Source organism: Pseudomonas oplopanacis (assembly GCF_057128725.1).
Map to the genome: position 1 here is coordinate 356,869 of NZ_JBSKHV010000004.1, position 14,735 is coordinate 371,603.

Consider the following 14,735-nt stretch of genomic DNA (forward strand, 5'->3'; position numbering starts at 1 on the left):
TAAGTCGTTCTTGCCTTCATCAAACCACCGGAAAATGAATCCGGAACGCCGCCCCACCCATCGGCGAATCCCCCAGCGTCAGCTTGGCGCTGTAGCTTTCGATAATGTCCTTGACCACCGCCAGCCCGATCCCCTGCCCCGGATGCTGACGGTCCAGCCGCTCGCCCCTTTGCAGAATCCGCGCGCGCTGATCCGCCGGCACCCCCGGCCCGTCATCCTCGACACACAACTCCACCCCGCTCAGCGTTTCTCGCACGCTGATACGCACTTCACCCAGGCACAGCCGATAAGCGTTTTCCAACAGGTTGCCCATCATTTCCAGCAAGGCGCCCTGCTCGATTGGCACGTAACACGGTTGCGGCAGATCGAAGGCGACGCGCACGCGTTTGTCGCGGTAGACCTTGTCCAGCGTATCGCACAAGCTTTGCAGCACCGGTTGCAGGCGCACCTGGTGGCGCACCAGACCGCTTTTGCGCAGGCTGGCGCGTTGCAGTTGATAGCTGATTTGTTGGCTCATGCGTTCGATCTGGGTTTGCAGCACCCAGGCCTGATCGCGGTTCTCCGGGCGCTGGGCCATGTCTTCGCTGACGCCTTGCAGCACGGTCAGCGGGGTTTTCAGGCTGTGGGCCAGGTCGTCGAGGGAGTCGCGGTAACGGCTGCGCTGTTCGCGCTCGCTGTGCAGCAAGCGGTTGAGGGAGCCGGTCAGGCGCAACAGTTCGCGCGGGTGTTGTTCGCTGAGGCTTTCGAGAGTGCCGCTTTCGATTTCGTCGAGTTCCTGGCTAAGCCGGCGCAACGCCTGCAAGCCCCAGGTCAGACCGATCCACAGCAACGACAGCAACACCAGCAACGCCGCGCCGAAGCCGAGGTAGAGGTTTTCGCGCAGGCCTTCGAGGGTGTTTTCGTACTCACGCACCGGTTGCAGCGTGACGATACTGAACGCCGCGCTTTTACCGCCGAGCAACTTGACCTCGACGTCATAGACGAAGAATTCCTGCCCGTTGGACTCGCGAATCCGCGCGAACTCATTGCCGCGGCCGTCGTAGCGCGGTTTGTAGTTGATCAGTTCTTGCCCGGTGGCTTTCGACCGCCAGACCAGGTGACCTTCGCGGTCGAAGATGTAGCCGAGCAAGCGGCTGTCGGTCAGGTTGAAGCGCTCATCGGGCAATTGCGCCGGCATTTGCAGGGAGTTGTTTTCCACCCGTGCGGCGGAGATCAGCGTGGTGACATCCGAGGCCAGGCGTTGCTCGATCGAGTCCTGCAACGCCAGGCTGAACGCGCCCTGCATCGCCGGCAGCAACGCCAACATGAACAACACCGCCAACAGTGTGGCGGCGAGCATCAAGCGAACGCGAAGGGAACGAATCAAGTGCAACGCTCATTGAACAGGTAGCCGAGGCCGCGCACGGTGTCGATCGGTTTAAACCCGCCCGGGCCTTCGAGTTTGCGGCGCAGACGGCCGACCAGCACTTCGATGACGTTCGGATCGCGCTCGTCGTCATCGGGATAGAGCTGCTCCATCAAGCGGTCCTTGGCCACCACTTGCTGGTGATGACGCATGAGGTATTCGAGGATCCGGTACTCATAAGCGGTCAGCGCCAGCGGTTGTTCATCAAGGGACGCTTGCTTGCGATTGAGGTCCAGCAACAGCGGCCCGGCGACGATGGTCGACTGGGTGAAACCGCTGGAACGGCGCAGCAAGGCATTCAGGCGCGCATCGAGTTCTTCGAACTGGAACGGCTTGACCACGTAATCGTCGGCGCCGGCGGCGAGGCCTTCGACCTTGTCCTGCCAGTTGCCGCGCGCGGTGAGGATCAGGACCGGAAAGGTCTTGCCCTGCGTGCGCAGTTGCCGGATCAAGTCGAGCCCGCCCATGCCCGGCAGGCCGAGGTCGATCACCGCCAGGTCAAAGTTGAACTGTCCGGTCTGGTACAGCGCCTCTTCGGCATTGGCCACGGATTCGACCACGTGGCCGCTTTCGGTCAGGCGGGTTTGCAGGTGATGGCGCAACAGCGCTTCATCTTCGACGACCAGCAGTTTCATAACGCTCTCCCGGGCAAAACGACATCTCCAATGGCACAACGGCGCATCCAACGGTCAGGACAGATCATAGCGGCCCATCAGGTCTTGCTGATTGAGTTTAATGCCATTGTGCGAGACCGACACGTTGGCGTAACCGGCGCGGTAATCGGCCGGGGTGGCGGGTTGGCCCAAATGCGCACTCCAGGCACTTTCATGGCCCACGGTGCGGACCGTGCTGAAGCTGTTCAGAGTGAGGGATCTTTTGACCTTCTCGTTGGTCTTCCCAAGAGCAAGGCTGGCAATGACGTCATCGGAGGCAAGCGCGGCGGTGCTGGCGCTCAGAACGGTGAAAGCCAGAATCAGGTTTTTAAAGCCAGTCATTAGGGAATTTCCTCATGCGCAGGTGCTTTGGGTACGAGCCACCTTACTCACCTGCCCCTGAACTGCCCCTGAACGCAGACTGAACCTGAGCTGAACCAGATCACTGCGGCTATTCTGATGAATCCATTGCAGGAGATCCGACCATGCGCGTAATCCTCGCCCTCTGCTTGCTGGTGTTGAGCGCCCTGACTCAGGCCGCTATCAAGACTGAAGAAATCCCTTATCAAAGTGCCGACGGCACAAAAATGATCGGCTACTACGCCTACGATGACGCCATTAAAGGCCCGCGCCCCGGCGTGGTGGTGGTGCATGAGTTCTGGGGGCTGAACGACTACGCCAAGCGCCGCGCCCGCGACCTCGCCGGTCTGGGCTACAGCGCGCTGGCCATCGACATGTACGGCGATGGCAAAAACACCGAGCATCCGAAGGACGCGATGGCGTTCATGCAGGAAGTGCTCAAGGACAGCTCGGCCTCCGCCGTGCGCTTTCAGGCCGGACTTACCCTGTTGGAGCAACAACCGCAAACCGACCCGCAAAAAGTCGCGGCTATTGGTTACTGCTTTGGCGGCGGTGTGGTGCTGAATGCGGCGCGTCAGGGTGCCCCGCTGCTGGGGGTGGTGAGTTTCCACGGCGCGCTGGCAACCAATACGCCAGCAACCCCTGGCAGTGTGAAAGCGAAAATCCTGGTGGAGCATGGGGCGATGGACAGTATGGTCACGCCGGATGCGGTGGCGGCGTTCAAGGCTGAAATGGACAAGGCTGGCGCCGACTATCAGTTCGTCAGCCTTGAGGGCGCCAAGCATGGGTTCAGCAATCCGGATGCGGACCGGTTGAGCCATGGCGATCATGGTGGGCCGGATATCGGGTACAACAAAGCCGCGGATGAGCGTTCCTGGGCGGATATGCAGGCGTTTTTCAAAAAGATATTTGGTTAGACCGCGGCGCGGCCATTCGCGAGCAGGCTCGCTCCTACAGGGATTTGTGTCGCTACGCAGATCCAGTGTGGGAGCGAGCCTGCTCGCGAAGGCCGCACCGCCAATCCAGACCTTTGCACTACCCAGCCCGAGAGCAACCCGGCAAAATGCCCGCCATGAATCCCACCCCCGCCCTTCCCGCCTGCTGCACCCCGCTCGATGCCCATTGGCCGCTGCCGTTTGTGCTGCCCGATACGGTGTTGCTGAGTACCCACTTCGACAGCTCGCAACTGGCCAACGATGATTTCCGGCGCAGTGCCATCGAGCCGCCGGCGAGCATTCAGCGCTCGGTCGCCAAGCGTCAGGCCGAGTTTCTTGCTGGACGGGTGTGCGCTCGGGCTGCACTGCAACAATTGGAAGGCCTGAGTTTTATCCCGGCCATCGGCGAAGACCGGGCGCCGGTGTGGCCCGCGCACATCGCCGGCTCCATCACCCACAGCACCGGCCGGGCGGCAGCGATTGTCGCGAGGAAAACCGATTGGCGCGGGTTGGGGATGGACCTGGAAAACCTGCTCAACCCGGAACGGGCCGAGCGCCTGGCCGGGGAAATCCTCACGCCGCCAGAGTTGCAGCGCATGGCGGCCGGTCATCGCGATGATCTGGCGCTGTTGGTGACACTGACGTTTTCGGTGAAGGAAAGCCTGTTCAAGGCGCTGTACCCGATTGTTCAGCAGCGCTTTTATTTTGAACATGCCGAGGTGCTGGAATGGACCGAGGCCGGTGAGGTGCGGTTGCGGTTGCTGACGGATTTGTCGGGTGAGTGGCGCAACGGGACAGAGCTGGAGGCGCAGTTTGGGGTGATGGATGGGCAGCTGTTGAGTCTGGTCAGTATCAAGGCCTGAAGAGGTGTGGTGTTTGGGCCGGCCTCTTCGCGAGCAGGCTCGCTCTCACATTGGATCTATGCATCACCACAAATCCCTGTGGGAGCGAGCCTGCTCGCGAAGGCGGCCTATCATTCACCACAAATCTCAGCGCTTCTCCTGATTGCGCGGCCAACTCAAACTGAAACAGGCCCCACCCAGACTCTTGCTCTTGCTGATCAACGCCCGTCCGTCATGCCAATGAATAATCCGCCGCACGATAGACAACCCCAACCCATGCCCACCCGAAGCGCGGGTACGGCTGTCATCCAGGCGCAGGAACGGCGTGAAAATCCGCTCCCAGGCCAACTCCGGCACACCCGGCCCGTCATCCTCGACGTCCACCCGGCAACGCTGCTGCCCCACCTGATAACTCACGGTCACCCGCGACGAGGCGTGGCGCATGGCGTTGCTGACGAGGTTCTGGATGGCCCGATGCAAGTAACGCGGTTCCGCCTCGACCCAGGCGTCATCGCAATCTGCCGCCGACAAACACAATCCACGCTGCACGGTGACCTCGGCGCGTAACGGCGCCAGTTCTTCGATCACTTGATTGACCAGCGCATCCAGATCGATCCGCTGGAAATTCAGTGCCGGCGAGCCCTGCTCCAGCCGCGCGTAGGTCAGCATCTCATCGACCAGTTTGTCGAGGTCCTCGATGTCGTGGTCCATGCCTTCGCGGTATTTCTCCAACTGCTGCGGCGTGGTGGCCGAGCCGATCATTTCCAGGCCGAAACGCAGGCGCGCCACGGGCGTGCGCAATTCGTGGGACACGGCGCGCACCAGTTCTCGCTGGATCGCCAGCAATTGCTGCAAGTGCTCGGCCATGCCGTTGAACGCCGCGGCCAATCGCCCCACCGAGTCGGCACCGCGGGCCGGCACGCGGGTCTCGAGGCTGCCCTTGGCGATGCGCGTGGCAGCCGCTTCCAGACCGCGCAATCGGCGCTCCAGTTGCCGCACCAGCAGGTAGACGATCAAACCGATCAGGCTCAACCCGAGCGCCGCGATCAACACCAGCCATTCCGGCGGATAAGGATTCATCTGGTACAGCGGACCGATCTCCAGCACCCACGGCGTCCCGACCATGCCGGCAAATACGCGGATCGAGTCGCCGCCCTTGCCCAGCGCCATCACCGTGTCGCCCTCGGACACCCGGCGGCTCTGGTCCTCGTCCATATCCGCCTGCTCGACCTTGACCAGGCGCAAGTCGAAACCAAAACCCTTGTCTTCTTTCAGCAGCGCCAGCCGCTCGGGTTGCTCCGCCACCGGGTAGCGCACCAGTTCATCGACCAGCAGGTAAATAGTGGCACGGGCCAATTGTTCGCTGATCTGCTGCACCTCGCCGGTGAGCACCAATTGCTCCTTGTCGCTGACCATGCGATAGACCTTGGCCGCGTGCGGGCCGGTCTGCTCCACCAGCGCCTGACCGCGCAGCACGCGGGTGCGCTGGGTGAGGTCGAGGTCGGTCTGGGCAAACGTGGTCAGCGCCAATGGAATCCCGAGCAAGCGCTCCCAGACCAGCAAGGCGCGGTGGCGCTCGGTTTCGTTCATCGGCTTGAGGTTGTCGGCCATCAACGAAAACGTGCCGTGGGCCAGGCGCTCGCGGTATTGCTCGCTGCGCACTTCGTTGAGCAGATGCAACGCCAACACGCCGAGCACTGCGACCAACACCAGCGCCGCGCACATGCCGCCATAAATGCGCAGGAAGATCGAATTCACAGCGACGGGTCTACGCAGGCTTCGGGAACGAACAGATAACCTTTGCTGCGGATGGTCTTGATCAGTCGCGGATGCTCGGGATCATCGCCGATTTTCGGGCGGATACGCGAGATACGCACATCGATGGAACGGTCCTGGCCGTCATAACCGATGCCACGCAACGCGGTAAAAATCTCTTCCCGGGACAGGATGCGCCCGGCATTGGCCACCAGCAGCCAGAGCAGGTCGAACTCGGCGCTGGTCAGCTCGATGCCGTTGTCATTCAACCAGGCTTCACGCAACGCGTTGTCCACCACCAGCGGACCGAACTGCAGACGCCGCTGTTTTTCCGGGATGGCCTCGGGGGCTTCGCTGCGGCGCAACAGGGCCTGGATGCGCGCCAGCAACAGGCGCGGACGCACGGGTTTGCAGACGTAGTCGTCGGCACCGAGGTCGAGGCCGAGGATCTGGTCGGTGTCGTCCGTGCGGGCGGTGAGCATCAGGATCGGGCCGTCATATTTGTCGCGGACCTTGCGGCAGATGCTAAGGCCGTCTTCGCCCGGCAGCATCAGGTCGAGAATCACCAGGTCCGGTTTCTCTTTAATGATGCGTGCCGCCGCCAGCGCACCGTTGCCTTCGATTGAAACGCGCAGGCCATTGGCTTCCAGGTAATCACGGGTCAGTTCGGCCAGACGCTGGTCGTCCTCCACAATCAATACCTGCCAGGCTTCTTGCTCCACGGTGACCTCTGCTTGCCAACAACACTTATAAGGAAGGATCCGCCCGTCTTTTTGTAATGATTGGGGAGGATAAGAATGCGTAACCATGGGGCGATTGTATAAACGCCGCCCGCCGAGAACACAAGCCGGCAAATGCGTTCGGACAACCCGGTTTTTTGTGATAGGGTTCGCGCCCTTAAAAATCCAAACAGCTGTTTTCAATCGTTGAAAATCGATGAAAAACGGTGCGCTCCAGCTAGGTCGCGGCCTACACGCCCGTTCCACCTTTCACACACAATTTACGCACAGGTTTATCCACAGGTAGTACGTTGCAACACCCTCCAAAACGCATTATCTTGTAGCTCGGCGCCAAAAAAACCCTACATGTAGGGTTTTAGCTTAAAAGCCCAACCACATTTCAGACCAGAAACTCAAGCGCTTTATTGCCTGTTTATGGTTGAACCAAGCACGAATTTACAAGCCCAAACCGCACAGGCGGATGGCACCGTTTTTTCAGGCCAGAACAGCCAAAACGGTACGGGTGTTGCAGTCATTACTGGCACCCCTGAAAGGAATCCGGTTTCGAGCCCAGGCTCGCGGCCAAAAACTTCGGCAAGGAAGCGGCATCATTAGCCTTTTTCCTACTGTCCCGAAGTTGTTATGCCCGACCCCCGTCGGTTGTAGTGCTTTTGGACAGAACGGTGGGCACCTTTATGGTGCCCAAACAAACATAGAGAATGTGGAGACACCCCCCCATGCAAACCGACACAACTCGCGAGAACCCGCAGGGCACCTTGCCGCAGGCCGCTGATTCGACTTCGGATCTGTCCGCTACCGCGCCTGGCCAACTGCGTGTGATCAAGCGTAACGGCACTGTCGTTCCTTACACCGATGACAAGATCACCGTCGCCATCACCAAAGCGTTTCTCGCAGTTGAGGGCGGCACCGCTGCCGCCTCGTCGCGAATCCATGACACCGTGGCCCGCCTGACCGAACAAGTCACCGCGACCTTCAAGCGTCGCATGCCATCGGGCGGCACCATCCACATCGAAGAAATCCAGGACCAGGTCGAACTGGCCCTGATGCGTGCCGGCGAGCAGAAAGTAGCCCGCGACTACGTGATCTACCGTGACGGCCGTTCGAAACAACGCGCCGCCCACGCCCCGGCCGAAGAAGCTGTCAACGCTCACCCGTCGATCCGCATCACCCGCGCCGATGGCAGCTTTGCACCTCTGGACATGGGTCGTCTGAACACCATCGTCACCGAAGCGTGCGAAGGCCTGGAAGAAGTCGACGGCGACCTGATCCAGCGCGAAACCCTGAAAAACCTGTACGACGGCGTGGCCCTGACCGACGTCAACACCGCCCTGGTGATGACTGCCCGTACCCTGGTTGAACGTGAGCCGAACTACTCGTTCGTGACCGCTCGCCTGCTGATGGACACCCTGCGTGCCGAAGGCCTGAGCTTCCTCAACGTTGCCGAAAGCGCCACCCACCACGAGATGGTCGACCTGTACGCCAAGGCGCTGCCTGCGTACATCGCCAAGGGTATCGAATTCGAATTGCTGAACCCGGTCCTGGCCACTTTTGACCTGGAAAAACTCGGCAAGGCGATCAACCACGAGCGCGATCAGCAGTTCACCTACCTGGGCCTGCAAACCCTGTACGACCGTTACTTCATCCACAAGGACGGTATCCGCTTCGAACTGCCGCAAATCTTCTTCATGCGCGTGGCCATGGGCCTGGCGATCGAAGAGAAGCAGAAAGAAGACCGTGCCATCGAGTTCTACAACCTGTTGTCGTCCTTCGACTACATGTCCTCGACCCCGACCCTGTTCAACGCCGGTACCCTGCGTCCACAGCTGTCGAGCTGCTACCTGACCACCGTGCCGGATGACCTGTCGGGCATCTACCACGCGATCCACGACAACGCCATGTTGTCGAAATTCGCCGGTGGCCTGGGCAACGACTGGACGCCGGTTCGTGCGCTCGGTTCGTACATCAAGGGCACCAACGGTAAATCCCAGGGCGTTGTTCCGTTCCTCAAGGTAGTGAACGACACCGCCGTTGCCGTTAACCAGGGTGGCAAGCGCAAAGGCGCTGTGTGTGCCTACCTGGAAACCTGGCACATGGACATCGAAGAGTTCATCGAACTCCGTAAGAACACCGGTGATGACCGTCGTCGTACCCACGACATGAACACTGCCAACTGGATCCCTGACCTGTTCATGAAGCGCGTCTTCGATGACGGCAAGTGGACCCTGTTCTCGCCATCCGAAGTCCCGGACCTGCACGACCTGACCGGTAAAGCCTTCGAAGAGCGCTACGAGTACTACGAAGCCCTGACCGAATACCCAGGCAAGGTCAAACTGTTCAAGACCATCCAGGCCAAAGACCTGTGGCGCAAAATGCTGTCCATGCTGTTTGAAACCGGCCACCCATGGCTGACCTTCAAAGACCCGTGCAACCTGCGCAGCCCGCAGCAGCACGTGGGCGTGGTCCACAGCTCGAACCTGTGCACCGAGATCACCTTGAACACCAACAAGGACGAGATCGCCGTTTGCAACCTGGGCTCGATCAACCTGCCGAACCACATCGTCAACGGCAAGCTGGACACCGCCAAGCTGGAACGCACCGTGAACACCGCTGTTCGCATGCTCGATAACGTTATCGACATCAACTACTACTCGGTGCCACAAGCGAAGAACTCCAACTTCAAGCACCGTCCGGTCGGCCTGGGCATCATGGGCTTCCAGGACGCGCTGTACCTGCAGCACATTCCTTACGGTTCCGACGCTGCCGTCGACTTCGCCGACAAGTCGATGGAAGCGGTCAGCTACTACGCGATCCAGGCTTCCTGCGACCTCGCCGATGAGCGTGGCGCCTACGAGACGTTCCAGGGTTCGCTGTGGTCCAAAGGCATCCTGCCGCTGGATTCGCAACAGATCCTGATCGAGCAACGTGGCCAGAAGTACATCGACGTTGACCTGAAAGAATCCCTGGACTGGGCACCGGTTCGCGCCCGTGTACAGAAAGGCATTCGTAACTCCAACATCATGGCCATCGCACCGACCGCGACCATCGCCAACATCACTGGCGTCTCGCAGTCGATCGAACCGACCTACCAGAACCTCTACGTGAAATCGAACCTGTCGGGCGAATTCACCGTGATCAACCCGTACCTGGTTCGCGACCTGAAGGCTCGCGGTCTGTGGGACTCGGTCATGATCAACGACCTGAAGTACTACGACGGTTCGGTGCAGCAAATCGAGCGCATCCCGCAAGAACTCAAAGAGCTCTACGCGACTGCTTTCGAAGTGGACACCAAGTGGATCGTTGACGCGGCAAGCCGTCGTCAGAAGTGGATCGACCAGGCTCAGTCGCTGAACCTGTACATCGCTGGTGCATCGGGCAAGAAGCTGGACGTGACCTACCGCATGGCCTGGTACCGTGGTCTGAAAACCACTTACTACCTCCGTGCCCTGGCCGCGACCAGCACCGAGAAGTCGACCATCAACACCGGCAAGCTGAACGCTGTTTCCAGCGGCGGCAACCAAGGTGAAGATTCGGTCCTGGCAGCACCTGCCGGCCCTGCTCCAGTGCCGAAGGCCTGCGCCATCGACGAGCCGGATTGCGAAGCTTGCCAATAAGCTGAGCCGGTAGGCGCTGAAGGGCGCTGACCTGAAACCCCCGATCAATCCTCTGGATGGGTCGGGGGTTTTCTTTTGCCTGGTGGAAAGTGGCGCCCCCACTGGCCTCTTCGCGAGCAGGCTCGCTCCCACAGGAGACCGGGTTGGCCTGGAGGAATGCGGTCAAATGTGGGAGCGAGCCTGCTCGCGAAGAGGCCGGCCCAGACAACCGAAATACCAAGATCCGGAGACAAATCCCGGGCATAAAAAAACCCCTCTTTCGAGGGGTTCTTTATGCAGCGCTATCAGGCATCAAGTCATCTGAATGATGGTCTGCATGATGGTGCTCTGGGTGGAGATGGTCTTGGCGTTCGCCTGGTAGTTGCTCTGCGCCTTGATCAAATCAACCAGTTCGTTGGTCAGGTTGACGTTGGACTCTTCCAGCGAGTTGGACACAACCGAACCCAAGGTACCGGTTTTCGGAGCATCGATGCCAGGCACGCCCGAGGCGAAGGTTTCTTTCCAGGCAGTACCACCAATTGGCTGCAAGCCTTGTTCGTTGGCGAAGCTGGCAATGGCGACCTGGCCGATGGCCTTGGTTTGCTGGTTGGTGAAGTTGGCGGTCATGACACCGCTTTCGTCGATGGTCAGGCTGGAAATCTGGCCTGTCGCGTAACCGTCCTGGTACTGCGCAGTACGTGCGGTTGGCGAAGCGTACGACGTGGTTTTGGTCATGTCGAACGCGATACCGGCCGCGGCTGCGTCCGAGCCGTTCAGGGCCCAGGTTGGTGGGTTGGTGTTGGCGTTAACCAGCACGCCCGGCTTCCAGCCTGTCATGGTCAGGGTGGTACCGGTTTGCGTCCAGCCCGCACCGCCAACCAGGGTCTTGATGCTGCCATCAGGATTGAAGGTGAGGTCAGCAGTGATCGGCACCGGCGGCTCAGCCAGCGGGTTGGTTGGGCTACGGCCGTCCATGTAGGTGTAGACAGTCCAGGAGTTGGACGCCGCATTTTTAACGTAGTACTGGTCCATCGTGTGCTGGTTACCCTGCGTGTCGAACACAGGGGTGGAAATGGTCTTGCTGTAGCTGTTGGTGTCTTTGACGTTGAACGGCGTCACTGTCGGCAGTGGGTCCGAGGAGTTCAGGTTCATCGTCTGGTCGACACGGGTGGTCGCGTGCGGCGCCAGGCTCGAGGTGTCGATTTTCAGGTCAGTCAGCACGCCGTTGATGATCTTGCCGTTGGCGTCTACGCCAAAACCCTGCAAGCGGCGGCCGTTGTTGTCGACCACGTAGTTCTGGGCGTCAGTCTTGAACGCACCGGCACGGGTGTAACTCAGCGAGCCGTTGTCGCTCATGACGAAGAAACCGTTGCCCTGGATACCCATGTCCAACACGTTGCCGGTGTTGTTCACGTCGCCCTGGCCGAACTGCTGGGAAACGTTGGCCAGACGCACGCCGTTGCCGACGGTCTTGCTGCCGGTACCCAGGCGCGTGGCCGAGTACACGTCTTCGAATTCTGCACGGGACGATTTGAAACCGGTGGTCGCGACGTTGGCGATGTTGTTGCCGGTGACGTCCAGTTGTTTGTTGGCTGCATAGAGACCGCTAAGGCCGATATTGAAAGACATATTCCACTCCTTTGTGCCGTGTTAGTCGGCTCTATATACCAATGGTCTGTACTTTGGACAGGGCAACGCTGCCCAGGCCTGCCAGGTTCAGCATCAATTCACCGCCGGTCTGGCTGATGGTCACGCTGTTGACGGTTGCCGGCAGGTAAGTCACCAGCGAGGTCGCCTGGCTGTCGTAAGTCGCGGTAGCTGCAAACTTGTAGGTGCCGGCCTTGGCCACTTCACCCGCATCGTTCTTGCCGTCCCAGATGAAACCGGCGTTGCCGGCTTGCTGGCTGCCAAGATCGATGGTGCGAACGACTTTGCCATCGGTGTCCGTGATCTTGATCGTGACCGGGTTCGTCGAGGCCGGTACGACTGCTGTACCGTTGAAACTCTTGGAGGTATCGACCACCGCGGTGTCGGTCTGGGCGACGACCGAACGACCCACCAGCGAAGAAGCCTGCAACGCTTGCGACGAGTTGTAGTTGCCGGCAATGCCGCTGACCGTATCGTTGAGCGTGGTGATGCCTTCCAGGCTACTGAACTGCGCCAACTGAGCGACGAACGCGCCGTTGTCCTGCGGTTCCAGCGGGTTCTGGTTTTTCAGCTGAGTCACCAGCAATTGCAGGAAGGCATCTTTGCCCAATGCTTTATTGCCGGTGGCACTGTTAGTGGCTCCGGCCAGGCCGTCGCTGCTGGTGTTATTGGTCTTGACCGAAGAGTTGGCCAGGACATCCTTGAGGCTCAAGCCGCTGGTGGTATCGGTAACACTCATCTGAGTCGCCCCTTATCACTGACCGAGGGTCAGGACCTTCTGCATCATGGTTTTGGCGGTGTTCATCATTTCGGCGTTGGTCTGGAACGAACGGCTCGCGGAAATCATGTCGGCCATTTCTTCGACGACGTTGACGTTCGGGTAGTAGACGTAGCCCTTGGCGTCGGCAGCGGGATGGTTCGGCTCATAACGCGCTTCGAGGTTGCTCTGGTCTTCGACCACGCCGAGCACTTGCACGCCTTGACCGGCAGCGTCCTGGCTCTGGAACAGCGAATCGCTGCCGCCGTTCTGGCCGCCCTGGAACATGGTGGCGAACACCGGGTGACGGGCGCGATAGGTCTGGTCGATGCTCGACGAGACGGTTTCGGCGTTGGCGATGTTCGAGGCCACGGTGTTCAAACGCGTGGTTTGTGCGCTCATGCCGCTACCGGCAATGTTGAAAACACTGGATAGAGACATGAATTACTCTCCGCGCAGGGCTGATACCAGCCCTTTGAATTTGCTGTTGAGCAGGGTGAAGCTGGCCTGGAAGCCGACGGCGTTTTCCGCGTAGTTCGACTGTTCCAGTTGGGCGTCCACGGTGTTCTGGTCGATCGACGGTTGCATCGGCGTGCGATACAGCAGCGACTCGTCGCCATTGCCCAGGCCTTCAGCTTCGATATGACGGCTGTTGGTCATGTTCAAGGCAAAAGTACCGCTCTTGGTTTTCTCGTTCTGTGCGGCGAGCACTTTGGAGAAGTCCAGATCCCGAGCCTTGTAGTTCGGGGTGTCGGCGTTGGCGATGTTGTTGGCCAGGACTTCGGCACGCTGAGCGCGGAAGCCCAGGGCTTGTTCGTGGATACCGAGCGCTTTATCGAAGCTGATGCTCATGTCGGGAAACCTTCGGGTGACCTGATTTTTCGTAACAGAGACATAGCAAGCGGCGTGCCAAATCGAAAAAGCCCGGAAACCGGGGCTTTGCGGGCAGTGGCAAGGGCGGCAATGCCAGAAAAGCGGCAACCGGTTTCCGCTGGATGCCGCTTTTCTGCCGCTTTCTCAAGAGCAACGCAGATCCCTTGTGGGAGCGAGCCTGCTCGCGAAGGCGTCCTGTCAGTCGACATCTATCTGCATTGCCTGACCCAGCGCTTTCGCGAGCAGGCTCGCTCCCACAGGGTTTAGTGGTGTTGGCGGGAAATCATCGGCAAAAAAAACGGGAGCCCCTGAGGACTCCCGTTTTTTGTGCCGCCAACGAATCACTTCGCCTGGTAAATGATCCCCGGGCTGCACTGGACCATCTGGTAATGGTCCGGCAAACCGTTCAGCGCTTCAGACGCACCGAGGAACAGATAGCCGCCCGGCTTGAGCGTGCTGTGAATGCGCAACAGGATGTCCTTCTTCACCTCGGCGGAGAAGTAGATCAGCACGTTGCGGCAGAACACGATGTCGAATTTGCCGAGGGCCGCGTAGCTGTCCAGCAGGTTGAACGAGCGAAACTCCACGCGGCTCTTGATCGGCGCCTTGATCGCCCAGCGCCCCGGCCCTTTCGGGTCGAAGTAACGCTGGAGACGCTCGGGCGACAGGCCACGGCCGATCGCCAGGCTATCGTACTCGCCGGTCTTGCAGTTGGTCAGCATGGTGCCGGACAGGTCGGTGGCGACAATCTGCGCCCCCATCTTCAGCTGGCCCATATTGACGCGCTCGAACTCGTCGATGGACATCGACAGCGAGTACGGTTCCTGACCCGACGAACACGCCGCGGACCAGATCCGCAAACGCTGGCCGGGCGCGGCCTTGATCGCTTCAGGCAATACCTTGTTCTTCAACACTTCAAACGGATAGGTGTCACGAAACCACAGGGTTTCGTTGGTGGTCATCGCGTCCACCACCATCTCGCGCAAACCACTGCGCGGCTGGGTCTGGATGCGCTGGACCAGCTCACCCAGGGATTTGATGCCTTGCTGTTCCATCAGTTTGTTGAGACGGCTCGAGACCAGGTACTGCTTGTTTTCACCGAGCAAAATGCCACAGGCTTTTTCCAGGAAGACCCGGAACTGTTCGAAATCCAAATTACCCGTAGACAAAGATGCCGC

At 59.9% G+C, this 14,735-nt stretch carries 13 protein-coding genes; 3 read left to right on the forward strand and 10 right to left on the reverse strand.

What is annotated here, in order from left to right:
* Window positions 1-19 precede the first annotated feature (19 nt).
* From ACWKV5_RS12005 to ACWKV5_RS12015, 3 genes are read right to left on the reverse strand one after another with little or no spacing between them, the layout of a single operon-like run.
* Window positions 20-1,366 (reverse strand): ATP-binding protein, encoded by a 1,347-nt coding sequence (locus ACWKV5_RS12005; protein WP_483841420.1) that lies wholly within the window; start codon window positions 1,364-1,366, stop codon window positions 20-22.
* A complete protein-coding gene (locus ACWKV5_RS12010; RefSeq protein ID WP_483841421.1) occupies window positions 1,363-2,040 on the reverse strand; it encodes a response regulator in 678 nt (225 codons plus the stop codon). The genes ACWKV5_RS12005 and ACWKV5_RS12010 overlap by 4 nt, the downstream gene beginning before the upstream one ends.
* A gap of 54 nt (window positions 2,041-2,094) precedes the next feature.
* On the reverse strand, window positions 2,095-2,400 hold the full coding sequence (locus ACWKV5_RS12015) for a hypothetical protein (protein WP_483841422.1): 306 nt from the start codon (window positions 2,398-2,400) through the stop codon (window positions 2,095-2,097).
* 143 nt (window positions 2,401-2,543) lie between these two features.
* On the opposite strand from ACWKV5_RS12015, the gene ACWKV5_RS12020 reads away from it, so the two are divergent.
* Complete coding sequence (locus ACWKV5_RS12020) at window positions 2,544-3,335, forward strand: dienelactone hydrolase family protein (RefSeq protein ID WP_483841423.1); 792 nt, start codon at window positions 2,544-2,546, stop codon at window positions 3,333-3,335.
* Between the two features lie 155 nt (window positions 3,336-3,490).
* Window positions 3,491-4,216 (forward strand): 4'-phosphopantetheinyl transferase family protein, encoded by a 726-nt coding sequence (locus ACWKV5_RS12025; protein ID WP_483841424.1) that lies wholly within the window; start codon window positions 3,491-3,493, stop codon window positions 4,214-4,216.
* A 126-nt stretch (window positions 4,217-4,342) separates the two neighbouring features.
* On the opposite strand, the gene ACWKV5_RS12030 is transcribed toward ACWKV5_RS12025, so the two are convergent.
* Both ACWKV5_RS12030 and ACWKV5_RS12035 read right to left on the reverse strand, forming a co-directional pair.
* Window positions 4,343-5,953: an ATP-binding protein gene (locus tag ACWKV5_RS12030; RefSeq protein WP_483841425.1), complete on the reverse strand. Its 1,611-nt coding sequence runs from the start codon at window positions 5,951-5,953 to the stop codon at window positions 4,343-4,345.
* Window positions 5,950-6,672: a response regulator gene (locus ACWKV5_RS12035; RefSeq protein WP_123432832.1), complete on the reverse strand. Its 723-nt coding sequence runs from the start codon at window positions 6,670-6,672 to the stop codon at window positions 5,950-5,952. Before ACWKV5_RS12035 ends, ACWKV5_RS12030 begins: the two co-directional genes overlap by 4 nt.
* 734 nt (window positions 6,673-7,406) lie before the next feature.
* On the opposite strand from ACWKV5_RS12035, the gene ACWKV5_RS12040 reads away from it, so the two are divergent.
* Window positions 7,407-10,301, forward strand: a complete 2,895-nt coding sequence (locus ACWKV5_RS12040; protein WP_483841426.1) for a ribonucleoside-diphosphate reductase subunit alpha — start codon at window positions 7,407-7,409, stop codon at window positions 10,299-10,301.
* Window positions 10,302-10,592: 291 nt separating this feature from the next.
* Here the strand turns inward: ACWKV5_RS12040 and flgE are convergent, their stop codons facing one another.
* The 5 genes from flgE to cheR all read right to left on the reverse strand — a co-directional run bounded on the left by flgE (window position 10,593) and on the right by cheR (window position 14,726).
* Window positions 10,593-11,909 (reverse strand): flagellar hook protein FlgE, encoded by a 1,317-nt coding sequence (gene flgE / locus ACWKV5_RS12045; protein WP_483841427.1) that lies wholly within the window; start codon window positions 11,907-11,909, stop codon window positions 10,593-10,595.
* Window positions 11,910-11,940: 31 nt separating this feature from the next.
* A complete protein-coding gene (flgD, locus tag ACWKV5_RS12050) occupies window positions 11,941-12,666 on the reverse strand; it encodes a flagellar hook assembly protein FlgD (RefSeq protein WP_483841428.1) in 726 nt (241 codons plus the stop codon).
* A gap of 15 nt (window positions 12,667-12,681) precedes the next feature.
* The gene (gene flgC, locus ACWKV5_RS12055; protein ID WP_123432836.1) at window positions 12,682-13,125 is read right to left on the reverse strand and encodes a flagellar basal body rod protein FlgC; all 444 of its coding nucleotides are present in this window, start codon (window positions 13,123-13,125) and stop codon (window positions 12,682-12,684) included.
* Window positions 13,126-13,128: 3 nt separating this feature from the next.
* Window positions 13,129-13,536: a flagellar basal body rod protein FlgB gene (flgB, locus tag ACWKV5_RS12060; RefSeq protein ID WP_223516188.1), complete on the reverse strand. Its 408-nt coding sequence runs from the start codon at window positions 13,534-13,536 to the stop codon at window positions 13,129-13,131.
* A gap of 362 nt (window positions 13,537-13,898) precedes the next feature.
* Window positions 13,899-14,726, reverse strand: a complete 828-nt coding sequence (gene cheR, locus ACWKV5_RS12065; protein WP_010457158.1) for a protein-glutamate O-methyltransferase CheR — start codon at window positions 14,724-14,726, stop codon at window positions 13,899-13,901.
* Between the last annotated feature and the right edge of the window lie 9 nt (window positions 14,727-14,735).